The organism is Nocardia sp. SSK8, from assembly GCF_037034205.1.
GTDB lineage: Bacteria > Actinomycetota > Actinomycetes > Mycobacteriales > Mycobacteriaceae > Nocardia.
The window spans coordinates 104,423-128,060 of sequence record NZ_JBAGKD010000002.1 but is presented as its reverse complement, the minus strand read 5'-3'; the positions used below and the strand labels follow the sequence as shown (position 1 = coordinate 128,060).

At 69.7% G+C, this 23,638-nt stretch carries 25 protein-coding genes; 16 read left to right on the top strand and 9 right to left on the bottom strand.

Going from position 1 to position 23,638, the window contains the following annotated elements; translation table 11 throughout:
• Positions 1-11: 11 nt before the first annotated feature.
• Together WA675_RS04160 and dapA are read right to left on the bottom strand one after the other, a co-directional pair.
• Complete coding sequence (locus WA675_RS04160) at positions 12-1,538, bottom strand: DHA2 family efflux MFS transporter permease subunit (RefSeq protein ID WP_336082077.1); 1,527 nt, start codon at positions 1,536-1,538, stop codon at positions 12-14.
• A 42-nt stretch (positions 1,539-1,580) separates the two neighbouring features.
• Positions 1,581-2,516 (bottom strand): 4-hydroxy-tetrahydrodipicolinate synthase, encoded by a 936-nt coding sequence (dapA, locus tag WA675_RS04155; RefSeq protein ID WP_336082076.1) that lies wholly within the window; start codon positions 2,514-2,516, stop codon positions 1,581-1,583.
• 71 nt (positions 2,517-2,587) lie between these two features.
• On the opposite strand from dapA, the gene WA675_RS04150 reads away from it, so the two are divergent.
• The 3 genes from WA675_RS04150 (at position 2,588) to WA675_RS04140 (ending at position 5,131) form a co-directional block, all read left to right on the top strand.
• Positions 2,588-3,481 carry a LysR family transcriptional regulator gene (locus tag WA675_RS04150; protein ID WP_336082075.1) on the top strand — a complete coding sequence of 298 codons (894 nt, stop codon included), beginning with the start codon at positions 2,588-2,590 and terminating at the stop codon, positions 3,479-3,481.
• Positions 3,482-3,527: 46 nt separating this feature from the next.
• Complete coding sequence (locus WA675_RS04145; RefSeq protein WP_336082073.1) at positions 3,528-4,523, top strand: serine/threonine protein phosphatase; 996 nt, start codon at positions 3,528-3,530, stop codon at positions 4,521-4,523.
• Between the two features lie 131 nt (positions 4,524-4,654).
• Positions 4,655-5,131 (top strand): nucleoside deaminase, encoded by a 477-nt coding sequence (locus WA675_RS04140; protein WP_336082072.1) that lies wholly within the window; start codon positions 4,655-4,657, stop codon positions 5,129-5,131.
• 4 nt (positions 5,132-5,135) lie between these two features.
• Here WA675_RS04140 and WA675_RS04135 read toward each other — a convergent pair whose 3' ends face one another.
• Complete coding sequence (locus tag WA675_RS04135; RefSeq protein ID WP_336082071.1) at positions 5,136-6,500, bottom strand: MFS transporter; 1,365 nt, start codon at positions 6,498-6,500, stop codon at positions 5,136-5,138.
• A 102-nt stretch (positions 6,501-6,602) separates the two neighbouring features.
• Here WA675_RS04135 and WA675_RS04130 point away from each other — a divergent pair, with 102 nt between their 5' ends.
• Positions 6,603-7,400, top strand: coding sequence for an LLM class flavin-dependent oxidoreductase (locus WA675_RS04130; protein ID WP_336082069.1), 798 nt, complete (start codon positions 6,603-6,605; stop codon positions 7,398-7,400).
• On the opposite strand, the gene WA675_RS04125 is transcribed toward WA675_RS04130, so the two are convergent.
• A complete protein-coding gene (locus WA675_RS04125) occupies positions 7,401-8,687 on the bottom strand; it encodes an RNA polymerase sigma factor (RefSeq protein WP_336082067.1) in 1,287 nt (428 codons plus the stop codon).
• Positions 8,688-8,693: 6 nt separating this feature from the next.
• Positions 8,694-9,113, bottom strand: coding sequence for a YciI family protein (locus tag WA675_RS04120; protein WP_336082065.1), 420 nt, complete (start codon positions 9,111-9,113; stop codon positions 8,694-8,696).
• Between the two features lie 246 nt (positions 9,114-9,359).
• Here WA675_RS04120 and WA675_RS04115 point away from each other — a divergent pair, with 246 nt between their 5' ends.
• On the top strand, positions 9,360-10,139 hold the full coding sequence (locus tag WA675_RS04115; protein ID WP_336082064.1) for a crotonase/enoyl-CoA hydratase family protein: 780 nt from the start codon (positions 9,360-9,362) through the stop codon (positions 10,137-10,139).
• Positions 10,140-10,160: 21 nt separating this feature from the next.
• Here WA675_RS04115 and WA675_RS04110 read toward each other — a convergent pair whose 3' ends face one another.
• The gene (locus WA675_RS04110; RefSeq protein ID WP_336082062.1) at positions 10,161-10,778 is read right to left on the bottom strand and encodes a TetR/AcrR family transcriptional regulator; all 618 of its coding nucleotides are present in this window, start codon (positions 10,776-10,778) and stop codon (positions 10,161-10,163) included.
• Positions 10,779-10,909: 131 nt separating this feature from the next.
• Between WA675_RS04110 and WA675_RS04105 the strand changes: the two genes are divergently transcribed.
• The 4 genes from WA675_RS04105 (at position 10,910) to WA675_RS04090 (ending at position 14,877) form a co-directional block, all read left to right on the top strand.
• The gene (locus WA675_RS04105) at positions 10,910-11,836 is read left to right on the top strand and encodes a metal-dependent hydrolase (RefSeq protein ID WP_336082060.1); all 927 of its coding nucleotides are present in this window, start codon (positions 10,910-10,912) and stop codon (positions 11,834-11,836) included.
• Between the two features lie 10 nt (positions 11,837-11,846).
• Positions 11,847-12,989, top strand: coding sequence for a hypothetical protein (locus tag WA675_RS04100; RefSeq protein ID WP_336082058.1), 1,143 nt, complete (start codon positions 11,847-11,849; stop codon positions 12,987-12,989).
• A gap of 334 nt (positions 12,990-13,323) precedes the next feature.
• The gene (locus WA675_RS04095) at positions 13,324-14,565 is read left to right on the top strand and encodes an oxygenase MpaB family protein (RefSeq protein WP_336082057.1); all 1,242 of its coding nucleotides are present in this window, start codon (positions 13,324-13,326) and stop codon (positions 14,563-14,565) included.
• A 15-nt stretch (positions 14,566-14,580) separates the two neighbouring features.
• Entirely contained in the window at positions 14,581-14,877 is a 297-nt protein-coding gene (locus tag WA675_RS04090; protein ID WP_336082056.1) for a hypothetical protein, read from the top strand.
• A 62-nt stretch (positions 14,878-14,939) separates the two neighbouring features.
• On the opposite strand, the gene WA675_RS04085 is transcribed toward WA675_RS04090, so the two are convergent.
• Complete coding sequence (locus tag WA675_RS04085; protein ID WP_336082054.1) at positions 14,940-15,932, bottom strand: oxygenase MpaB family protein; 993 nt, start codon at positions 15,930-15,932, stop codon at positions 14,940-14,942.
• A gap of 142 nt (positions 15,933-16,074) precedes the next feature.
• Entirely contained in the window at positions 16,075-16,968 is an 894-nt protein-coding gene (locus WA675_RS04080) for an oxygenase MpaB family protein (RefSeq protein ID WP_336082053.1), read from the bottom strand.
• 228 nt (positions 16,969-17,196) lie between these two features.
• On the opposite strand from WA675_RS04080, the gene WA675_RS04075 reads away from it, so the two are divergent.
• From WA675_RS04075 to WA675_RS04065, 3 genes are all read left to right on the top strand, one after another.
• The gene (locus WA675_RS04075; protein ID WP_336082051.1) at positions 17,197-18,570 is read left to right on the top strand and encodes an AMP-binding protein; all 1,374 of its coding nucleotides are present in this window, start codon (positions 17,197-17,199) and stop codon (positions 18,568-18,570) included.
• Positions 18,567-19,307 (top strand): oxygenase MpaB family protein, encoded by a 741-nt coding sequence (locus WA675_RS04070; RefSeq protein ID WP_336082049.1) that lies wholly within the window; start codon positions 18,567-18,569, stop codon positions 19,305-19,307. The genes WA675_RS04075 and WA675_RS04070 overlap by 4 nt, the downstream gene beginning before the upstream one ends.
• Positions 19,308-19,443: 136 nt before the next feature.
• On the top strand, positions 19,444-19,887 hold the full coding sequence (locus tag WA675_RS04065; RefSeq protein WP_336082047.1) for a hypothetical protein: 444 nt from the start codon (positions 19,444-19,446) through the stop codon (positions 19,885-19,887).
• 51 nt (positions 19,888-19,938) lie between these two features.
• Here the strand turns inward: WA675_RS04065 and WA675_RS04060 are convergent, their stop codons facing one another.
• Positions 19,939-21,102 carry a thiolase family protein gene (locus WA675_RS04060; RefSeq protein ID WP_336082046.1) on the bottom strand — a complete coding sequence of 388 codons (1,164 nt, stop codon included), beginning with the start codon at positions 21,100-21,102 and terminating at the stop codon, positions 19,939-19,941.
• Positions 21,103-21,461: 359 nt separating this feature from the next.
• Here WA675_RS04060 and WA675_RS04055 point away from each other — a divergent pair, with 359 nt between their 5' ends.
• Genes WA675_RS04055 through WA675_RS04040 form a run of 4 tightly spaced genes read left to right on the top strand, consistent with a single transcriptional unit; the run spans position 21,462 to position 23,631 of the window.
• A complete protein-coding gene (locus tag WA675_RS04055; protein ID WP_336082820.1) occupies positions 21,462-21,686 on the top strand; it encodes a hypothetical protein in 225 nt (74 codons plus the stop codon).
• The gene (locus WA675_RS04050; RefSeq protein ID WP_336082044.1) at positions 21,686-21,871 is read left to right on the top strand and encodes a hypothetical protein; all 186 of its coding nucleotides are present in this window, start codon (positions 21,686-21,688) and stop codon (positions 21,869-21,871) included. Before WA675_RS04055 ends, WA675_RS04050 begins: the two co-directional genes overlap by 1 nt.
• A gap of 43 nt (positions 21,872-21,914) precedes the next feature.
• Positions 21,915-22,766 (top strand): MlaE family ABC transporter permease, encoded by an 852-nt coding sequence (locus WA675_RS04045; RefSeq protein ID WP_442945556.1) that lies wholly within the window; start codon positions 21,915-21,917, stop codon positions 22,764-22,766.
• Position 22,767: 1 nt separating this feature from the next.
• Positions 22,768-23,631 carry an ABC transporter permease gene (locus WA675_RS04040; protein WP_336082042.1) on the top strand — a complete coding sequence of 288 codons (864 nt, stop codon included), beginning with the start codon at positions 22,768-22,770 and terminating at the stop codon, positions 23,629-23,631.
• The last annotated feature ends 7 nt before the right edge of the window (positions 23,632-23,638 follow it).

Sequence of the window (23,638 nt, the reverse complement as noted above, 5' to 3'; positions counted from 1 at the left end):
TTTCGTGAGTGTCAGACCATGATCGAGGCTTCGGCGTCGACTGGGGTCTTGGGTTTGCTGCGGGGCAGGAAGAACGCGGGGATCAGGGTGAGCGCCGCGAGGATCACGGTGACCCAGTAGGTGTTGCTGAACGCCTCGGCTGCCAGCTGCCTGCCCTGTTCGATCACCGCCGCCGGGAACTGCGCGGCGAGTTCGGGTTTCACCGTGGCCGCGATGCCGATCCCGGCCTCGGGGTGATTGTTGAGCTGGGCGGCCAGCACCACCGACATGGTCGCGGTGCCGATCGAGGCGGCGGTCTGGTTGATGATGTTCATCAGCGTCGAGCCGCGGGCCACCTGCGCGTGCGTCAGGGTCTGGATGGCCGCGGTCATCACCGGCATCATGGTGCAGCCCATGCCGAGGCCCATCACGAACAGCGCCCCGCCGATCACCAGGTACGAGGTGTCCGCGCCGAGCTGGGTGAACCCGCCCAGGCCGATGGTGATGAGGGTGATGCCGAACATGACGATCTTGCCGGGGCCGATCTTGTCGACCAGGAAGCCCGCGACCGGCATGGTGAGCATGGCGCCGATGCCCTGCGGCGCCATCAGCAGACCCGCGTCGAAGGCGGTCTCCCCGCGCACCTGCTGCAGGTAGTTGGGCAGCAGGAAGCCCGCGCCGAAGAACGCGGTCGCGAACAGCGACATGGTCAGCACCGAGAACCGCAGGGACGGGTTGCGGAACAGCCGCAGATCGATGAGCGGATGTTCGGTGCGCAGCGCGTGGAACACGAACGCCACCAGCAGGATCGCGCCGATGATCGCCGGGATCAGCACCCGGCCCGCGAGCACGGTGCCCTTCTCCGGGATCGAGGAGACACCGAACAGGAACAGCGCCAGGCCGGGCGAGGCCAGCAGCATGCCGACGAAGTCGAACGATTCCGAGGGCTTGGGTTTGTCGGCGGGGAACACCACGAACGCCAGCACCAGCGCGAGCAGGCCCAGCGGCAGGTTGATCAGGAAGATCCAGTGCCAGCTGAACGAGTCGATCAGCCAGCCGCCCAGGATCGGGCCGCAGATCGGGCCGAGCAGCATCGGCACACCGAGCACGGCCATCACCCGGCCGATCCGCTGCGGACCGGCCGCGTGGGTCATGATCGTCATGCCCAGCGGCATGAGCATGCCGCCGCCGATGCCCTGGATGACGCGGAAGGCCACCAGCGATTCGATACTCCACGCCATCGAACACAGCACCGAGCCGAGGATGAAGAAGGTCAGCGCCGCCATGTACAGGCGTTTGGTGCCGAAGCGGTCGGCGGCCCAGCCGGTCATCGGGATCACCGAGGCCAGGGCCAGGGTGTAGCCGGTCATGGTCCAGGCGACGACCTCGACGGAGGCCTGGAAGTCGGTCATGAAGGTGGGGATCGCCACGGTGACCACGGTGATGTCGAGGATCGACATCACGGCACCGAGGACGACCACGCCCGCCACTTTCAGTACGGCGGCGTCCAGTTTGTCGGAAGTGGGATCGGCGGCGCCGATATCCGGAGGTTTCGTCACCGCTTGAGCCTGGCACCTTTCGTCGCCGTTGACCAGTGAAAGTTATTGTTCGTGATCGGAGAGCGCGTCGACCAGGGCGGATCGGGTCGTCGTGTCGTCCCGCGCGAGGGCCGCGGCGGCGAGCGCGGCTGTCGTCGACTGCTCGGTGGCGGGCAGCAGGGGCAGCCGGACCGCCGCGCTGGGGATGTGGCCCTGGGCGGCGAGTACGGCCTTGATGACCGTCGGGTTGGGTTCGGCGAACAGAGCACCGCCGAGGGCATCGAGCCGGTGTCCCAGCGCGCGGGCCCGGGCGAGATCACCGGCGTGCCAGGCGGCGACGAGGTCGGCGTAGGCGGCGGGGGCGACATTGGCCGCGGCCAGAATGCCGCCGTGGGCGCCGAGGCCGAGCAGGGCGGAGGCGAAGCGGTCGTCGCCGCACAGCACGGTGGTGTCCGCACCGGCCCGGACCAGCAGTTCGACACTGGCCGCGTCGACGCCGCCGACGCTGTGCTTGAAACCGGCGATATTCGGGATCGCGGCCAGGCGGACCAGGGTGTCGCCGGTGAGCGGGCGGGCCGTGCGATAGGGGACGTCGTAGACGAGCACCGGGACCGGGCTGTGCGCGGCGAGCTCGGCGAAGTGGGCGATGACGCCTTCCTCGCTGGGCCGCACGTAGTAGGGCACCACCGACAGCACGGCGGCGGGCTCGACGGGCAGCGCGTCGATGGCCGCGACCGCCGCGGCGGTCGCGGTGCCGCTCACGCAGACGATCAGCGGCGTCCCGCGTTCGGCGCTCACCGTGGTGCAGATGTCGAGGACCCGGGCACGCTCGCCCGGGGTGAGGGCGCCCGGCTCGGCGGTGGTGCCGAGCGCCACCAGGCCGGTGGCGCCCGCGTCGAGCACGCGGTGCGCGAGCCGGGTCAGCGCGTCGGTGGCGAGGGCGCCGTCGGCGGTGAACGGGGTGATGAGTGGGACGAACAGTCCGTGCAGCGAGGTCATGACACCTATGCTCGCGTCCCCAATACATCAGGTCTAGTTCACATACTTGAGGCAACACCTAAGCTGGACTGATGCTCGATGTCCGTAAGCTGCGCCTGCTGCGCGAACTCGCCCACCGTGGCACCATCGCCGCGGTCGCCGAGGCGCTGCGCTACACCCCGTCGGCGGTCTCCCAACAGCTCACCGCGCTGGAACGCGAGGCGGGCGTGCCCCTGCTGGAGCGCTCGGGCCGCCGGGTGGTCCTCACCCCCGCGGCCCACCTGCTGGTCGGGCATACCGAGACCATACTGGCCGCGCTCGAGCGCGCCGATGCCGAATTGGCCGGTGCCCGTGCCGATCTCGTCGGCACGCTGCGCATCGGCGCCTTCCCCACCGCGGCCCGCGGGCTGCTCTCCCCGGCGCTGGTCACGCTGAGCACCGAGCATCCGCACCTTGAACTCACCGTCACCGAGATCGATCCCGCCGACGCTCCCGACGCGTTGCGCGCGGGCACCCTCGACATCGCCCTGACCCACGACTACGACCTGGTCCCCGCCGACCCCGGCCCGGCCTTGCAGACCGAACCGCTGCACACCGACACGGTCTACCTGGCCACCCGTCACCCCGTCCCGGCCGCCGACGCGCTGCCCACCCAGCGCGCGGCACCGTGGATCGCGGGCACCGCGGGTACGCTGTGCCACACCATGACCTTGCGGGTCTGCCAGGCCGCCGGGTTCACCCCCCACATCCGGCACCACGCCGACGATTTCGGCACCGTGCTGGCCCTCGTGGCCGCGGGCGCGGGCACCGCCATCGTTCCCGGTATGGCACTGCCCTCCGCGCCGATCGATCTCGCCCTCACTCCCCTGCCGACCCGCCGCCGCACCCACCTCGCCTACCGCACCGGCACCGCCACCCACCCCGGCGTCCACGCCGCCCGCCGCGCCCTCCACGCGGCCGCGCGCGGACGCCCGGAGATGGCCTGAGGGTTCGCTCAGGCGGACCTACCGGGCCCGCTGGCAGAATCGTGCGATGACAGCGGTTCGACACGATCGCCATCGGCGGCTCTCGGCATTCCTGGCTTCCCACACCGACATCGAGCTCGCCGAGCTCGTGGCCACGGGCAGGCCCAACACCGTGGGCGTCGGCGGCGGGACAGCGATCCTGGAGATCGACGGCGTGCCGGTGTTCGCCAAGCGCATCCCGCTCACCGATCGGGAACTCGCCCATCCGCGCTCCACCGCGAACCTGTTCGACCTGCCGATGTTCTGCCAGTACGGCGTCGGCGGTCCCGGCTTCAACGCCTGGCGCGAGCTGGCCGCGAACCTCAGCGTCACCGCGGGTGTGCTGGCCGGGGAGTCGGAGGCGTTCCCCCTGCTCCACCACTGGCGGGTGCTGCCCGGCCGGTCACCGGTCGCCGCCGAACACGCCGATCTCGAGGCCGCGGTCGCCGCCCAGGACGGCAGCCCGGCGGTGCGCGCCCGCTTCGAAGCACTCGCCGCGGCACCGAGCAGCCTCGTCCTGTTCTGCGAGTACATCCCGCACGCGCTGCCGGACTGGCTCGGCACGGACCCGGTCGGCAAGGCGGCCACCGTCGAGCGGCAGTTCGCGGAGATCACGGCCTTCCTCAGCGACCGGGAGCTGCTCCACATGGACTGGCACTTCGGCAATCTGCGCACCGACGGGACCCGGATCTGCCTCACCGACTTCGGCCTCGTGACCTCCCCGCGTTTCGAGCTCTCGCCCACCGAACGCGACTTTGTCGCCCGCCACACCACCCACGACGCCGACTACGCCGCCATGCGCCTGGTCAACTGGCTGGTGCTCGAGGTCTGCGGCGTCCCGATGGTGACCAGCCCCGATGCCCGCAACGCGTACGTACTCAGGTGCGCCGAAGGACATATCCCCGACGACATGCCACCGGTGGTCGCCGCGATCCTGACCCGCCACGCCCCCGCCGCCGCGAAGATGAACGCCTTCTACCTCGAACTCTTCACCGGCAACCTCCACGCGCCCTATCCCGGCTGAGCACCCACGGATGGTCCGGACGAGGGAGTGCACGGCGGAGGTGGCCGTAGACTCAGGGCCGACCACAACTCACCAAGTCCGACGACACGGTTTCGTGTCGACGGCGTCGGAACGGAAGTGGACCTCAGCCGATGACCGCACTCACCGAGATCGACAGCACTCATCTGCGGCGGGCCGTCGAGCTCGCCGGGCAGGCCCTCGCGCTCGGCGACCGGCCGTTCGGGGCGGTGGCCGTGGGCCGGGACGGGGCCGTGCTGGCCGAGGGGGTCAACGCGGTCAACACCACCGGGGATGTGACCACACACGCCGAGCTGGTGGCGATCACCGTGGCGACGGCGGCGGGCAAGGCCGAGGCGTTGCGGGGTGCCACCGTCTATGCCAGCGGGGAACCGTGCCCGATGTGCGCGGCGGCGATGGTGTGGGCGCGGGTCGGGCGGATCGTCTTCGGGGCGGCCGCCGCCGAGTTCGGGCAGATCCTGCCCGGTGGGCCCGCCTTCACGCTCACCTGTGCCGAGCTGGTGGCCAGTGCCACCGTGCCGGTGGAGGTCAGCGGGCCGCACCTGGGTGAGGAGGCGCTGGCGGTCTTCCGCGCCGCCGCCCAGCGCTGAGACCTCACTTCACCGGCACGAGATCCGGTTCCGGCAGCTCGCCCAGTTCGCGCTGTTCCTCGATCGCCTCCGGTGTGCCGGGCACCTGGGTGCCGCGCAGCGACACGCCCTTGGTCTCGATCAGGAAGAACGCCGCGATCAGGCCGACCAGGCACGCGCCGAACATGTAGTAGGCCGGGATCAGGTGGTCGCCGGTCGCGCTGATCAGCGCCTCGTTGATCACCGGCGCGGTGCCACCGAACATCGAGGTCGCCACGTTGTAGCCGATGGCCACGCCCGCGAAACGCACGATGGTCGGGAACATCGCCGGGAAGGTCGCCGAGATGGTCGCCAGCTGCGGCGCGTAGAGCAGGCCCAGGATCGCGAAACCGGCGATCGCCCCGGCCAGCGAGGTGCCGATGAGCTTGTAGACCGGGATCACCGCGATCATCATGGCCGCGCAGGAGAACATCCACATCGGCCTGCGCCCGATCCGGTCCGAGAGCGCTCCCAGGAACGGCAGCGTGCACAGCATGGCGGCCTGGCCGATCAGCGGCACCAGCAGCGCGTCGGACTCCTCCATCCCGAGCGCGGACCCGAGGTAGGTGGGGGTGTAGCTCAGCAGCGAGTAGTTGACCACGTTCAGCGCGATCACCAGGCCGAACAGGGTCAGCACCGGGCGCAGGTAGCGGGTGAGCAGGTCGCGATAGACGCCGACGGCCTCCTCGGTCTCGTCCTTGGCGTCGACCTCGCGGAAGACCGGGGTGTCCTCCACCCGGCTGCGCAGGTACATGCCGATCAGACCCAGCGGGGCGGCGATCAGGAACGGGATGCGCCAGCCCCACGAATGCATGGTGGCGTCGTCGAGGACGTTCACCAGCAGCAGTGCCACCAGGTTGCCGAGGGTGAATCCGGCGAGCGTGCCGACCTCGAGGAAACTGCCGTAGAAACCGCGTTTGCGGTCCGGCGCGTATTCGGCCATGAATGTCGCCGCGCCACCGTATTCGCCACCGGCGGACAGGCCCTGGACCATCCGCAGCGCGTACAGCAGAATCGGCGCGGCGATGCCGATCAGGTCGTAACTCGGGATCAGGCCGACGGCCAGCGTGGAACCGGCCATCAGGATGATGGTGGTCGCGAGCACCCGTTTGCGCCCGATGCGATCACCCAGCGGACCCCAGATCATCCCGCCGATCGGCCTGATCAGGAACGAGAGCGCGAAACCGAGCAGGGCGTAGACCATGCCCGACTCGCCGTCACCGGGAAACAGGGAGGTCGCGATATAGGTGGCCAGATAGGCGTAGACACCGTAGTCGAACCATTCGACCGCATTTCCGATCGCCGATGCACCGATTGCGCGGTGCAGCACCGATTTCGATTGCTGTGACATGCACAAACCTCTCGTCGTCGCCTATTCGGGCTACCCGCCGGGGTCCCTGGCAAACGTGACGAGCGTGCGAAGATCGCCACACAATAGCTCTACACTGCAGAAATGGTGCTGCGATACGGGGTTTATCTGCCACCGTTCGGCGAACTCGCCGACCCGCGAGTGCTGGCCGAGGTCGCCGCCGAGGCCGAGGCGGCGGGCTTCGACGGCGCCTTCGTCTGGGATCACGTGGCCCGCCCGAACGACCCTGGCCTGCCGGTCGGCGACGCCTGGATCGGGATGGCGGCGATCGCCGCGGCGACTACCCGGCTGGTGTTCGGTCCCCGGGTGACCCCGCTGGCGCGGCGCAGGCCCCAGGACGTCGCCCGCGAGACGGTGGCGCTGGATCTGCTCGGCGAGGGCCGGTTGGTGCTCGGGGTCGGCCTCGGCTCGGACGAGACCGGCGAGTTCGCCCGGCTGGGCGAGATCATCGCGCCCGGCGAGCGCGCGCACCGCCTCGACGAGGCGCTCACCGTGCTCACCGCACTGTGGTCCGGGGAGGTGGTGGACCACGACGGCCCGGCCTACCGGATCGACGGCGTGCAGTTCCTGCCCCGGCCGGTGCAGCGGCCCCGGATCCCGATCTGGGTCGGCGCGCAGTCGGTGCGCCACGCCCCGCTGCGCCGGGCGGCCCGCTACGACGGCCTGTGCCCGGAGGCTACCCCCGGCGAGCTCGTCGAGATGCTCGAGATCGTGGCCGAGCACCGCGGTGACCTCACCGGGTTCGAGGTGGCGGTGGCGGCGGCCACCGACGACCAGCGCGCGGCCTACGAGCGCGCGGGCGCCACCTGGTGGCTCACCGCGCTGCCCAAGCTCTGTTCCCGCGCCGACGCGCTCGCGCTGGTGCGCCGCGGCCCCGGCTGATCAGCCCAGCGCGTCGAGTTTGCCGGTCAGCACCGAGCGTTCGCGCTCGTTGCCGCACAGCGCGATGGCCGCGGCCAGCTCCTTCCTGGCCTCGGCGACCCGCCCGAGCCGGGTGAGCAGCTCCCCACGCACACTCGGCAGCAGATGCGACCCGTCCAGGGCACCCCCGGCGACCAGGTCGTCGACCAGCGGCAGCGCGGCGGCCGGTCCGCCCGCCATCGAGACCGCCACCGCCCGGTTGAGTTCGACCACCGGCGAGGGCGCGAGCCTGCCCAGCGCCTCGTAGAGCAGCACCACCCGGTCCCAGTCGGTCGCGGCCACCGAGGGTGCCACCGCGTGGCACTCGGCGATGGCGGCCTGCAATCCGTAGGCGCCGAGCCCGCGCCCGACCTGCCCGGCCCTGGCCAGTGCCGCCCGGCCGCGCCGGATCGCCGAGCGGTCCCAGCGCCGCCGGTTCTGCTGCTCGAGCAACACCGGTTCGCCGTCGGGACCGGTCCGGGCGGGGAAGCGCGCCGCGGTCAGTTCCAGCAGGGCCAGCAGCCCGTAGACCTCCGGTTCGGTGGGCATCAGCCGCGACAGCACCCGGGCCAGCCGCTGCGCCTCCCCGGCCAGGTCGACCCGGATGAGGTCGGTGCCGCTGCTGGCCGATGACCCCTCGGTGAAGATCAGATAGATCACCCCGAGCACCGAGCCCAGCCGCGCCCCGCGCTCGGCGGCCGACGGCACCTCGAACGGCACCCGCGCCGCCGCGAGGGTCTTCTTGGCGCGGGTGATCCTGGCCTGCACGGTGGCGGTGGGTACCAGGCAGGCGCGGGCGATCTCGTCGCTAGTCAGACCGCCGACGACCCGCAGGGTCAGGGCCAGCCGCGCCTCCCGCGACAACACCGGATGACAGGAGACGAAGATCAGCGCGAGCACATCGTCGTCGATCTGGTCCGGATCCCACAGCACCTCGGCCGCCGCGCGCACCGGGTCGGCGGGCTCGCCCCCGGTCAGCACGCCACCCTCGCCGAGATCACCGGCGAGGGTGGCGTAGCGCTCGTCGAGGGCGGCGCGGCGCCGGAACGCGTCGATCGCGCGGCGCCGACCGACGGTGAGCAACCAGCCCGCCGGGTGCTGGGGCACGCCCGCGCGCGGCCAGGTGACCAGCGCCTCGGCCAGGGCCTCCTGGGCGAGGTCCTCGGCCATCGCGAAATCGCCGGTGTAGCGGGCGAGCGCGCCGACGATCCGGGCGGACTCGATCCGCCAGACCGCGGCGACGGCTTCGCGGCCGGTGTGCTCGGTCATCGCGGCTCAGAGCTGGCCGGTGGCCTCGCGCCAGGCCCGTTCCTTCTGGATCCAGACATTGTCCTGCGGGAACTCGTCGATGCTGGTCACCCGGCGGATCTCGGTCTTGGTGCCCGGACCCACGTAGGGCATCCGCTTGGCCCACTCGATCGCCTCCTCCTTGGAAGCGACGTTGAGGATGTAGAACCCGCCGAAGAGCTCCTTGGTCTCGCCGTAGGGCCCGTCGGTGACCACCGGGGTCTCCGAGGCGTAGTCGACGACCACGCCCTCGGCCGCGTCGTCGAGCCCCTCGGCCGCGACGAGTACCCCGGCGTTGATGAGCTCGTCGTTGAACTTGCCCATGGTCTCCAGGATCTCGTCGAAATCGACATTCGCCATCGCGGCCCAGGCTTCGTCGGTCGCGCGCATGATCAGCATGTACTTCATGATCGGTTCTCCTCGGATCGGTGCGGACCCGATGGCCGGGCCCGGTGTTCATCCCTAGGTCGAACGGGCACCCGCACGAATCGACACCCGTCCGAATCTTTTTTCGCGACTTCCCGGCAGCCTACGGCGCCGCGGTGGGGCGAGCCCGCTGACCGGGACGAACGGCCTGCCGGGAGCGGGCGCGTGGTAGATGTCGAAGACGCCCGTCCGCTCGGTGGGCGCCCGTTCGGACAAAGGAGTCGATTCGTGAGCGCAGTTCTGGTCGAGCAGCGCGAGCATGTGCTCGTCATCGTCATCAACCGGCCGCAGGCCATGAACTCCGTTGACGCGGAGGTCAGCGCCGGGGTGGGCGCCGCGCTCGAACAGGCCGAGGCCGATCCGGCGGTGCGCGCGGTGATCATCACCGGCGCGGGTGACCGGTCCTTCTGCGCCGGTGCCGATCTCAAGGCGATCGGGCGCGGCGAGTCGATCCTGGCGCCGGGCCACGAGGAGTGGAACCTGGCCGGGTACGTGCGGCACCCGATCAGCAAGCCGACCATCGCCGCGGTGAACGGCTTCGCCCTCGGCGGCGGCACCGAACTCGTGCTCGCCAGCGATCTCGCGGTGGCCGCCGAGACGGCCACCTTCGGGCTGCCCGAGGTGGCGCGCGGGCTGTTCGCCGCCGCGGGCGGGGCGTTCCGGCTGCCCGAGCAGCTGCCCCGCAAGGTGGCCATGGAGATGATCCTGACCGGCGAGCCGATCACCGCGGCCCGCGCGCTGGAACTGGGCATGATCAACCGGGTGGTGCCCGCCGACCAGGTGCTCGACGCCGCCCTCGAGCTGGCGAACCGGATCGCGGCCAACGCGCCGCTGGCCGTGCAGGCCAGCAAGCGAGTGGCCCTGGGCATCGTCGACGGCACGCTCGCCGACGACGCGTCCTGGGATCAGAGCAACCGCGAGATCGTCGCCGTCGCGGGCACCGAGGACGTGCGCGAGGGCACCCTCGCGTTCATGCAGAAGCGCAAGCCCGAATGGCAGGCGCGCTGATCCGCGCCACCGCCGGCGAACTCAGCGTGGTTCGCCGGCCTGGGCGCTGATCGCGGTGCCCATCCACCGGCGCAGGTAGCGCCGCAGCTCGTCCTCGCCGCGTGGCGGATCGCCCGGCGAGAGGAAGAACGACTGCATGGTGCGCAGCGCGTATTCCACCAGTTCGCGCAGCGCGGGCTCGTCGTAGCCCGCGGCCGCCCAGTCGACATCGAAGCGGTCGATCATCGTCATGCCGAAGGCCTGGGCCTCCTCGGAGGTCAGGCTGTCGGTGTGTGCGCTGGCCGAGTAGGAACTCGACAGCAGGATGCCCAGGTGCGGGGTCCGGCGGACCTCGGTGAGGGTGTAGACCACCGCCTCGGTCATCGCCTCGGCCGGGTCGCGCAGCCCGCGCACGTGCGCGGCGAGGCGGTCGAGGAAGCCGTCGACCGAGGCGATGGCCGCGGCCGTCATCAGCGCGTCGGCGCTCGGGAAATACCGGTAGACGGTCTGCCGGATCACGCCGAGTGATTCGGCCACATCGGCGATGCTGATCTCCGCACCGGTCCGGCCGATGAGATCCACTGCGGCACCGATGATCCGGCGCGTCGCCTCCTCGTCGTCCCCCGGCGGACTCCCGCCCCATCCACGTCTACGCGCCACCGACTGGACGCTAGCACAACCCCAGGTCAGGGCGAATTCCCGCAAAGGGATCATACACTCGATGGGTCATTCGTATGATTGCCTCACCATCCGAGCAGCATCGTGCGCGCCCGACAACGAGGTACACCACCGTGACCGATCTTCATGTCCGCAAAATGGACTTCGCCTTCTCCGACTACGACGTGCCGTTCCTGTGGAACCCGCAGAACCCGGCCTTCTCCTCGATGGCCAACGCGGTCTCGTTCCTGGCCATCGGCTTCGAGAAGATGATCGTGCAGCTGATCACCCAGGCGAAGCCGCAGATCACCGACCCCGAGGTGGCCGAGGAGGCCGACGCGTTCATGCGCCAGGAGGGTCAGCACTCGACCGCGCACCGCCAGCACGTGAAGGCGCTGATCCGCCGCTACCCCGGCCTGCAACAGACCCTCGACGCGGTCATCGGCGAGTTCGACAAGCTCACCGCGAGCACCCCGGTGAAGTACCGGCTGGCCTACACCGCCGATCTCGAGGCGACCTTCACCCCGGTGTTCAAGCTCATGCTCGACAACGACGCCTCGCTGTTCGCCCCCGGCGACGACCGGGTGGCCTCGCTGTTCATCTGGCATTTCGTCGAGGAGGTCGAGCACCGCAGTTCGGCGCTGATCATCTTCAACTCCGTGGTCGACAGCGAGCTGTACCGGATGCGGGTGGCGCCCTCGATCTTCCGGCATGTGCTGCAGGTGATCCGGGTGGCCTGCGAGGGCTTCAACGAGCATGTGCCCCTCGACGAGCGGCAGGTCGACGCGCTGTCGATGTTCGCCAACTACCGCCGCGGCCAGACGCTGCGCCGCTGGCTGCCCGGCCTGCGGCCCGCCGACAACGGCACCATGCCACGCGCGTTCGACGACCTGGGCCTGGGAGAGCAGCTCGTCGCCCTGGGCGGCATCATCCGCAGCCAGCTGCCGCACCACAATCCCGCGCACGAGAACCTGCCCGAGCTGGCCGACGAGTGGTTCCGCCGCTATGACGAGGGCTACGACGTGACCCGGTGGTACACCGCCGATTCCGTGAATTCCTAGGAGTGCCCCGATGGCCGAGCACTGCTCCCCCACCTTCGCCGAACTCGCCACCGAACTCGGCTTCTCCTGCGAGGAGGCGGGCGGGCTCGCGGAGTTCCGCAGCCCGTTCGCCCTGGAGAACTGGACCCTGCCGGTCCTGGAACTCACCATCGTCGTCGGGGCCGTCCTGGCCCTGTGGTTCGCGATCACGCGGCTGCACCGCCACGGTGACCCCACCAATCTCGTGCTGTGGTTCGGTGCCACGGCGTATCTGTTCGTCATCGAGCCGCCGCTGTACTTCCCGGCCGCGTTCGGCATCGAGGACCACGTCGACACGATGTTCGCGCACAACGTGTTCACCGTCGACTTCCTGTGGGGCCGCCTGCCCCTCTACATCGTGGCCATCTATCCGCTGATGGCGACCATGGCGTTCGGCCTGGTCCGGATGCTGGGTGTCTTCCGCCGCTACGGCACGCTCGTCGGCGCGGCCTGCGTCGGGTTCGTGCACCACGCGTTCTACGAGATCTTCGATCACCTCGGCCCGCAGCTGCGCTGGTGGGAGTGGTCGGTGGACAACCCGATCAACCAGCCCATGTTCGACGCGGTGCCGATGGGCTCGGTGGTGGTGTTCGCGGCACTGTGGCCGATGTCGCTGGCCTTCTGCGTGCAGTACTTCGTGGGCCGCCACGTCGATGCCGGACGGCACTTCGGTGGCGTCGAATTGACCTGGCGCACATTGGTTATCGGCCTGCTGGCCTCGGTGGGCACCTTCCTGCTGCCGCTCCCGGCGACGGTGATCGGGCTGGCGGGCGACACGGTGCGCGGGGTGGTCTACGCGTTGGAGCTGGCGGCGCTGTCGGTGGTCGCGGTCGTGGCGCTGGTGCGGCAGTGGCGGGCGCTGCGGGCGGGTGCCGCGCCGGTGGACTACGTCGACCCGTTCGTGCAGCGGTTCAGCGCGGTGTATCTGCTCGTGTTCGCCGTGCTCTGGATCGCTTCGCTGCCCGCGTATTTCGGCGCTGTCGACGGCGAGACCGCCAACGGGGACCCGATCGGCAATCTCTGGTACACCCTGGCCTGCTTCGTGGTCGCCGGTCTCGCGGTTCTCGCCACGACGACACTGCCGCGCACCACACCGAGCGCCCCGGCGGCGCGGACAGCCGCCGTCCCCGGCTAGCACGCACACAGGAGCGCCGACGCAGGAACCCCTGCGTCGGCGCTTTTCTGTGTCACCAGGGGCCGGGTGACAGCACCATAAGTTACCGCCCATTTCCTATCGATCAACACCTTTCGCCGAAAAGAACCTCCGGCACCGCCCAGCCGGGTAGATCCAATGCAGCCTGTCAGTGGATATTGATCAGTCTTGACGTGCACCTTCGCGAGCGAATACCCGAACCCCCGCCCCCCGCCCACTTCCGGTGTTAAGTTACTCACCATTCTGAGGTTGACGGATTGGAGGCGGGAACACCGTCCCGTCCGGCCGGACACCGTACTCGACGAGGAGTGGCGTCATGGACGCGATCAACAGGCGCAATGCGATGAGAATCGGCGGAATCCTGGGCGCGGTGGGCGCTTTCGCCGCCACCGGACCCGCGCGAGCCGAGCCCTGGTCCTGGTCACCGGACGGATCGGTGGCCGGATCCGGCGCGGGTGCCGATCCGATGACGGTGTGGGACCCCGAGGCCGACGCCCTGGTCGCCGACCTGATCGATCGCGGCGAGGTCCCCGCCGTCAACGAACTGCTGCGAACCTGGCGCACCAACGGCCAGCCCCTGCCCGCCGGATTGCCCACGGACCTGCGCGATTTCATGGAGTACGCCCGCCGCCTGCCGCAGTGGACCGACCCCGGCAAGCTCGACGCCGCCATCCAGTTCAACAAGAAGCGCGGCCTCTATCTCGGCGTGCTCTACGGGTTCGCCAGCGGCATGATGAGCACCGTCATCCCCAAGGAGGCCAAGGCGGTCTACTACTCCAAGGGCGGCCACGACCTCAAGGACCGCATCACCAAGACCGCCAAGCTCGGCTACGACATCGGCAATGCCAATGCCTATGCCGCCGACGGGGAAATGATCGTCACCTGCGTGAAGACCCGGCTCGTACACGCGGCGGTGCGGCATCTGCTGCCGCAGTCGCCGCACTGGGTGAACTCCGCCCAGGAGGACATCCCGATCAGCCAGAACGACATCATGGTCACCTGGCACAGCCTGCCGACCACCGTCATGAAGCACCTGACCGCGTGGAACGTGCCGATCCCGGAGCACGAGTCGGCGGGGTTCCTGCACTCCTGGCAGGTGGCCGCGCACCTGCTCGGCGTCCGCGACGAGTACATCCCCAACTCCTGGCCCGCCGCCGACGCGCAGGCCGCGCAGGTGCTCGATCCCGTCATCGCGGTGACCCCGGAGGGCGTCAAGCTCGCCGACCGGCTGCTCGGCCTCGGCGCCAATATCGATTTCGCCCTGCTGAGCAAGCCGGTGCTCGGCGCGTTCACCCGCTTCCTGCTCGGTGACACCATCGCCGACGGGCTCGCCATCCCGCGCGAACCGGTCTGGGATCCGCTGCTGCGGCTGAGCTGGGGCCCGTTCATCGCCGTGCGCGAGGGCCTGCTCGCCGCGGTGCCGCCGCTGGGCGATCCGTACTGGCTGCTCGACGAGTTCCTCCGCAAGGCCGCGCTGATCTATCTGGCCGAGCTGCGCATGCCGATCAGCATCGAGATCCCGACCATGAACCGCGACATGACCCAACCCCACCGCTGAAAGGAATCGCCCACCATGCGCACTCCGCTCACCCTCGCCGCGACGCTCGCGGCCGCGACCCTGCTCGCGAGCGCGCCCGGCGCCGCCGCCCAGACCACTCCGGTTCTCGTCGCCGAGGCCGGAACCGGTTCCTCGGCCGTCGATTCCGGCTCCACGGCGGCGCGGTCGGCCGTCGATCTGGCCCAGCGCGGTGACGTCATCGGAATTCTGGTACTGCTGGCCATCACCCCGGTGCAGATGGTCACCGGCGGCATCTGCGACCTGGCCACCGGGGCCGGGTCGGCCGACCCCTGTAGTCCCAGCCGCTACTGAAACCTATGACAAAGGGGTGGTACCGCGACTGCGGTACCACCCCCCTCGTCGGGTGGATCGGCTCAGATGAGCGCCTTCTGCTTACGGATGCGGCGGCGCACATCGCGCATCATGGTGTGGGTGCCCGCGAACCGGATGAACTTCGGGATGAAGCGGTTCACGAATCCGACGAACAGGAACAGGTGCTCGAAGCGGCGCTGGTCCGACGCGCTCCACTCGATGCCCATCTGCGCACGGAAGTGCGGTGGCAGGAAACCCGCGGTGAGGAACTCGAGCAGGCTGCCGAAGGCGATCCGCAGTGACCAGTGGATCATCCGCAGGTGCACGAGATCGTCGATATAGGCGCGGAATTCGTCGTCGCACACCACGCCCTTGCACGCCTCGAGCCAGTAGGCGTCGAAGTCGGCGCGGGTCTTGGGCCACATGTCGGGGTGGACCTGCAGGGTGGTGCCGAAGGTGTCGGCGCCCTGGTAGAAGGCCTCCAGCTCGTCGTCGGTCATCTTGCCGTGCAGCAGCTGGTGGGTGTCCTCGAAGCCGATGTAGATGGCCGCGGCCACATACATCTGCAGGTGCCGGTCGAAGGCGTTGTACTTCACCTTCGACCCCGGCCGCGACCGCACCTGACGGTGCGCGACATTCACGGCCTCGCGCATGGCCTTCTTGTCCTCGTCGGTGCCCAGCACCGCCGTCGCCAGGTAGGCCGCCGTGGTGCGCAGCCGCTTCCACGGATGCACCATCAGCGCCCCGGACTCGACCTGACTCTCCATCACCCCGGCCGCCACGCCCTGGTGCGCGAACTGCATGGCCACATTCGCCGCCGCGCCGGCGAACATCCAGAAGTCCAGCGCCTCGGCCAGCTGCGCGGGCTTCTTGCGCGGCGAGCGGTAGATGTCGGGGATGTGGATGCGGACCCGGTCGAGGGTCAGCTCCGCCTCCGCGGGCGGCGCGGTGGGGTCCTGCGCGGATCGCCACTGTGGCGCAGGACCCTCCTCGACGTAGCCTTCGCTGTTCGGATCGCCGTACTCGGGGTCGCCGGGCTTCGTTGCCGTGGTCATCTGCATCCTTCCGTCTCGCGGATCGACGCCGAACGCTCGCCGACGCCCCATTATGTTACCGCTCATTCTCGCGATCGACAGGGAGATTCGAAAGAAGCGGACGGAGTTAAGTTGGTGTCAGTTCACAGCAATAGGCGCCCGGTCAGACGAGCCTGCGGCCCGCGGCGCGGCGCCTGCGCATATCGGCGAGGTAGTAGTCGAAGGGCTGCATGCGCAGCGACGCGGGCAGGACCGTCAGCAGGCGGCCCGCCGTGCGCAGCAGGACCTCGAAGACGCGCTGTTCGCGCGGGCTCCAGGACAGTCCCAGCTCGGCGCGGAACCATGGCGGCAGGAAACCGGTGGTGAAGAACCGGTTCGCGCGACGGAAGACGAACCGGGTGTGCGGGCGATACGGGCCGAGGCCGACGACCTGCTCGAGCAGGTAGGCCCGCACCTCGGGGTCGAAGGACAGACTGCCCTGCATCGAGTCCCAGTACCGCGCGAAGGCGGCGCGGTCGGCGGGCCACAGGTCGGCGGGCATCTGCAGGGTGGTGCCGAAACGGGCGGCGTCGCGGTACAACTCGTCGGCGAAGGTGTCGTCGAGGCCGCCGTAGAGCCAGGTCAGCGAGTCGAGGGTGCCGCGGTACAGGCAGGCCGCGACCCACAGCTGCAGGCGCGGATCGAAGGCGTTGTAGCGCACCGGACTGTCCGGGCCGGAGCGTACCTGGCGGTGCGCGGTGCCGACGGCGGCCCGGTAGTCGGCGCGGTCCTCGTCGGTGCCGACCATCGCCACGGCTAGATAGGTGAGCGTGGTGCGGCCGCGCTTGACCGGATGGGCGGCGAAGCTGCCGGACTCGACCACGCTCTCCACCACACCCCGGCCCACCGGCGGCAGGCTCAGCTGCATGATCACATTGGCCGGACCGCCCAGGGCGGCACCGAAGCCGGTGAGATAGCGGCGCCTGCGCGCCAGATCCGCGGCCATGTCCTGCGGCTCGGCCGCCCGCTCCGCGCCGGTCGCGCCCGACCCTCGACGCTGAGGGAATGAGAGATTCATTCCTCCATACTCTCATCGGTACCTCACCCGGACAATGGTCGGCCCTGAAATAAGTTACTGCACATTCCTTTCATGGTTGCCATCAGCCACTTACGACCACATCGCAGACCTCGCAGTACATCGGAATAAGTTACCAATGATTCTCGCTACCGCTATGCTCGGCGGCGAGGCGTCGGCAACACTCCGACAGCTCGTCCCCCGATGATCCCGGCTTTCCCGGAGGTATCCGTGCCGCTCGCTTCCGCCGCGCCGATCGGTGTCGTGCGCGCTGTCGCCGACGCCCTGTCCGCCACCCTGGTCCTGCACCGGCGCGGCGCCCTGGAACTAAGGCACCCCATCGAACTGGTCCGCACCGCGCGCGACGCCACCACCCTGGGCCCGGTCGTCACCACGCTGGCCCACGCGACCCGCGGCGCGAGCACCGCCACCGCGCTGATCGACGACCGCGGGCCGATCAGTTTCGAACAGCTCGACCAGGCCTCCAACCGCCTCGCCAACGGCCTTGCCGCCCACGGGATCACGCCCGAGACGGTGATCGCCGCGCTGTGCCGCGACCACCGTGGCTTCGTCCTGTCGCTGCTGGCCGCGGGCAAGCTCGGCGCCCGGATCGTGCTGCTCAATACGGGCATGGCCGGGCCGCAGCTGCGCACGGTGCTGGCCAGGGAGCGGGTGGGCCTGCTGCTGCTCGACGCGGAGTTCGTCGAGCGTTTCGGCGAGTTCCCGGCCGAGCTGCCGGTGGTCCTCACCCGCGCCGGGGACACCAACCGGCGCGGCCTGCCCACTATCCACGGCCTCGCGGCCTGGCGCTCGGCACTGCCGCTGCCGCCGCCGGTGGACCCGGGCGGCATCGTGGTGCTCACCAGCGGGACCACCGGTATTCCGAAAGGCGCGCCGCGCGGTAAGGTCTCGCCGTTGCAGTCGGCCCAGTTCCTCGACCGGATCCCGCTGCCGAAGGCGAGCACCATCGTGCTGGCCGCGCCGCTGTTCCACGGGACCGGGCTCTCGCAGCTCATCCTGGGCTGGGCGCTGGGCAACGCGGTGGTCGTGCTGCCGGATCGCTTCGACCCGGAGCGCACCCTCGCGGCGGTCGCGCGGCATCGCGCGAGCGCGCTGGTCCTGGTGCCGACCATGTTGCAGCGCATCGTGGATCTGGGCCCGGAGGTGCTGGCGGGCTACGACACCGCCGCGCTGTCGGTGATCTTCTCGGCGGGGTCGGCGCTGTCCCCGGATCTGAGCAGGCGCACCGCGCTGCTGTTCGGCGAGGTGCTCTACAACCTCTACGCCTCGACCGAGGTCGCCGTCGCGGCGGTGGCGACGCCGCGGGATCTGCGCGAGGCGCCCGGTACCGTCGGGCGCCCGCCGGTGGGCTGCCGGGTGGCGGTGTACGACGAGCGGCGCCGCCGGATCACCACCCCGCACGTGGTGGGCACGGTCTTCGTCGGCAGCGGACTGAGTTTCAGCGGCTACACCGACGGCTCCGGCAAGGAGGTCGTCGACGGGATGCAGTCCAGCGGCGACCTCGGGCATTTCGACGAGGACGGCCGGTTGTTCATCGACGGCCGCGACGACGACCACCGACTGGAAGGCAAGGATCGACCGTGACCGTCTCCCCGCCGCCCGCCGCGGGCGAGCTGCTGCGCCGCCATCTCGGCGATCGCCGGTTCCTGCTCACCCTGCCGCGCGCGGTCGGCCTGCAGGTCCTGCACCCCGCCATCGCCCCCGCCCTGGTCGAGCATTCGCCGACCCGGCTGTGGGAGCACAAGAAACGCGCGGTCCTGCAGATGATCTACCTGGCCTGCGCCTCGCACGACACCGCCGCCGCGATCCGCTTCGCCCACGAGCACATCAAGGGCCGCGACGACCGCGGCCACCGCTACCACGCGCTACACCCGGCGACCTTCCTGTTCCAGCACGCGACCTACGTCGACGCGCTCATGACCGCGGCCGCGCTCTTCGGCCCGGCGCTGACCGAGCAGGCCCGCGCCGAGCTCTACCACCAGTGCTGCCACTGGTATCGCGGCTACGGGATCAGCGATCGCGAACTCCCCGCGACCTGGCCGGAGTTCACCGCCTACTTCACCGAGGCCTGCGCCACCCAGCTCCGGATGACCCCGGCCGCAACGGAACTCACCGCACAGGTACTACGCCCGGACGCCTGGATCGTCCGGCACCTCCCCACCGGCGCGGTCCGCGCCATGCAACACCAGCGGGCCGCCGAACTCTACGGCCTCACCCCGCGATCCGGCGACGCCGCGGCTCTCCGCGCCGTCGCGCTGGGCGCCCGAGCGGGCTTCACGACGGCGCCGCGCCGTCTCCGGGTCGTCGCGCAGGCGCGCTGATCCGACGACGACCACCAGGGCCCCGGCACACCGCCGGGGCCCTCGTCACTTTCCCTACCCGCGCCCGCCCGGCTGCGCCCCCTGCTGGCCAGATTCGAGATCACCCATTGAAAACCGGACAAGGAGTCACCTGTCGATGACCACCACCACCGCACCGACCCTCCTCGACGAGGACTGGCGCGTGCTGACCGACTACCTGCCCGCGCTCGCCGAGCACCTGCGCGCGACCGGCGTCGAAGAACTCGAGCGACCCGGCGGCGCCGCCCTGGCGGTGTTCAAGGACGCGGGTGGTCCCGCGCTGGCGGTACCGGGGGACCTGGGCGGGCTGGGCGCGACCGCCGAGCAGATGGCCCGCGTCCACCGGGTCCTCGGCTCGCGCGCGCCGTCGCTGGCCGTGGCGACGATGATGCACCATCTCTCGATCGCCACCATCGTCGAAGCCACCGCGACCGGTACCGAGGACGAGCGCGACGCACTGCGATTCCTCACCGCGGCAGGCGCTTTGTCCCGGGGCAGTATCGCCGCACGGCTGGTCGACTACCACCGCACCGGAACGTTCCACCTCCCGGTGCCGGACTGACCGTGTGCCGGTGGAAGTCCGCGCGGCGCACGGACTTCCACCGGCCCGGCCTCACAGCCGTTCGATGATGGTGGCGTTGGCGAGTCCCCCGGCCTCGCACATGGTCTGCAGGCCGTAGCGGCCGCCGGTCTGCTCGAGGTGGTTGACCATGGTGGCCAGCAGGCGGATCCCCGAGGCGCCCAGCGGATGTCCGAGGGCGATGGCGCCGCCGCGCGGGTTCACCCGCTCCGGATCGGCGCCCAGCTCGTGCTGCCACACCAGCGGGACCGGCGCGAACGCCTCGTTCACCTCGAAGGTGTCGATGTCGTCGACGGTGAGCGAGACACGGTCGAGGGCCTTGCGGGTGGCGGGGATGACCGCGGTCAGCATCAGGGTCGGGTCGTCACCGGTGACGGCGAAGGAGTGGAAGCGGGCACGCGGGGTGAGGCCCAGCTTGGACGCCATCGCCTCGCTCATGATCAGCGCGGCCGAGGCGCCGTCGGTCAGCGGCGAGGAATTGCCCGCCGTCACCGACCAGCCGATCTCCGGAAAGCGTTCCAGCATGGCGGGATCGGTGAACGCCGGGCGCAGACCGGCCAGTCCCTCGACCGTGGTCCCGGTGCGGACGGTCTCGTCGGCGGTGAGCTCACCGGCGGCCACCAGCTCGGCGTCGAAGCCGCCCGCCGCGGCGGTGGCGGCCGCCAGGCGGTGCGAGCGAGCGGCGAACTCGTCGAGGGTGGCGCGGTCGAGCTTCCAGCGCGCGGCCAGGATCTCCGCGGCGATGCCCTGCCCGATCAGGCCGTCGGGGTAGCGGGCGGCCAGCGGGGCGCGCAGCGAATCCTTGCCCTGGGTGTTGGAGAACATGGGCGCGCGGCTCATCGACTCCACACCGCAGGCGATCGCCACGTCGTAGGCGCCTGCGAGCACGCCCTGGGCGGCGAAATGCACGGCCTGCTGGCTGGATCCGCACTGACGGTCGACGGTGGTGGCGGGCACCGATTCGGGGAACCCGGCGGCCAGCACCGCGGTGCGGGAGATGTTGTTGGCCTGTTCGCCGCTCTGCGTGACACACCCGCCGATCACGTCGTCGACCAGCGCCGGGTCGATCCCGGTGCGCGCGACCAGCTCGCTCAGCACCCCGGCCAGCAGCGTGGCCGGATGCACGGACGACAGGCCGCCGCCGGGCTTGCCCCGGCCCGAGGGGGTACGAACCACATCGACGATGACTGCGGACATTGTGTTCCTCCTGCACCGTCGCCGACCCTCGGCGACGCCGAGTTTAAGTTACCCATGATTCTTACCGACGACAACCTGCCCGGGATTTCTCTCGGCGACCTGTAGGCAATCGCCGATTCATGCGCTATGTTACCCGTAATTCTCGTCACAACCGAGAGAATTAGTAGTAACTTAACCGGAGTGTGCACGGCATCTCGCCACTGGTAACACAGAGCCGTCCGGTGATCACGGGGAGGATCGACGGGCGTCAAGCACCCTTCCCCAAGAATGCTCGGCAACATCACACGACCGTCGACGACGACGTCGGCCCGCGCCGCGTCGGCTGGACGGTCCCCGCAGGAAGGAAGACCGGTACCGCCATGTTGCGACGGCTGGACAGGTTTCTCAGCTACGAGATGAAGGTGTCCGAGTTCCTCGGCACGCTCATCATCATCGGCATCCCCTACGGCCTCGTCGGGGTCGTCTGGACACTCACCCACACGAGCCATCTCGGCGACCTGCACGGCGTCGACCTGGTCGTCTCGTTCCTCGGCTCGATCGTGTGCTGGCCGGTGCTGCTCTTCGCGAACGTGACGATGACCTGATGATGGCACTGGTCTGGGTCATCGATCTCGTGGTGATCATTGTCAAGATCCTCGGCGGCCGCACGCGGGTGAATCCGGTGCTCCGCTTCGGGATGTGGCTGGCCGTTCTATGCGTGCTCGCCCTCGGCCTGGCGGCCATCGCTGGCCTCGTCGCCCTGCTCCACCACTGGCTGAGCACGCTCTAGCCCCCGAGCTCCCACCCCCGCAGCAAGAAAGGATCGGTGCAGCGTGACGCCGCAACCGGCCACCGAACCGTCCGAACTCGGGCGGATCATCGACAGCGCCACCGGGCTCTGGCGACGACACCCCCAGCAGTCGGTCGAGACCCTGGGCAGGCAGGTCCTGCTCGGGCGGGCCGCGCTCGCGCAGCTGTTCCTGTCGCTGGTGCGACGGCGATTCCCGTTCCAGGAGTTCGTCAAACAGTGCGCGTTCATGGCCAATGTCTCGGCCCTCCCGACGGTCTTCGTCGCCATCCCGGTCGCGGTGGTGGTCTCGATCCAGGTGGGCGCGCTGGTCAATCAGGTCGGCGCGACCACCTTCATCGGCGCGGTGGCCGGGCTCGGCATCATCCGCCAGGGCGCGCCGCTGGTCACCTCGCTGATGATCGCGGGCGCGGTCGGTTCGGCCATCTGCGCCGATCTCGGCTCGCGCACCATCCGCGAGGAGATCGACGCCATGAAGGTGATGGGCGTGGACCCGGTGCGCAGGCTGGTCGCCCCGCGCCTGGCCGCGGCGGTGCTGGTGAGCATGCTGCTGTGCGGGTTCATCGTGTTCGTCGGGTTCGCCACGGCGTATCTGTTCAATGTCTACGCCCAGCACGGCACGCCCGGCTCGTTCATCAGCTCCTTCGCCTCCTTCGCGGTGGCCAACGATCTGCTGGTGGCGCTGTTCAAGGCCGCGATCTTCGGCGCGCTCACCGCGATCATCGCCTGCGATATCGGCCTGCACACCAAGGGTGGTCCGGGCGGCGTGGCCAATTCGGTGAACTCGGCGGTGGTCACCTCGGCGCTGATGCTGTTCGCCACCAACATCATCGTCACCCAGCTCTACAACAGCTTCTTCCCCTCGAAGGTGGTGTGAGATGGCCGCCGAATACATTCCGCCCGCCCTGCGCCCGGTCCGCGCGCTGGGCAACACGGCCAAGATCCCGGTCGAGGTCAACCAGCGCATCGGACATCAGGCCATCGTGTTCTTCCAGGCGCTGCTGGCCATCCCGTTCACCCTGCGCCACTACCGCAAGGAGGTGGCACGCCTGGTCGCCGATGTCGGCTGGGGCAACGGGTCGCTGATCGTGGGCGGCGGCACGGTGGGCGTGGTGGTGGTGCTGTGCGCCTTCGGCGGCATCACCGTGGGGGTGGAGTCCTATACCGCGCTCAACCTGCTCACCATGGGACCGCTCACCGGGGCCATCTCCGGTTTCGCCACCACCCGCGAGATCGCGCCCATCCTGGGCACACTCGCCTTCGCCATCCAGTCCGGCTGCCGGTTCACCGCCCAGCTCGGCTCGATGCGGATCTCCGAGGAGATCGACGCGCTCGAGTCCATCGCCATCCGCCCGCTGCCCTACCTGGTGACCACCAGGATGCTCGCGGCGACCATCACCATCATCCCGCTCTACACCCTGGGCCTGGCGGTGGCCTATATCGCGACCAAGCTGTCGGTGCTGTTCCTCGGCGGCACCACCGCGGGCACCTACGACCACTACTTCTTCCAGTTCCTGCTGGGCGGCGACGTGTTCTTCTCGCTGTTCAAGGTCGTGGTGTTCGTGCTCATCGCCGCGTTCATCCAGTGCTACTACGGCTTCGTCGCCACCGGCGGCCCCGAAGGGGTCGGAGTGGCGGCCGGACGCGCGATCAAGATGGTCATCGTGGTGATGGTCTTCACCAATCTGTTTCTCACCCTTGCGATCTGGGGTATCGACCCCGGATTCCGGATCTCGGGATAGGTCGATC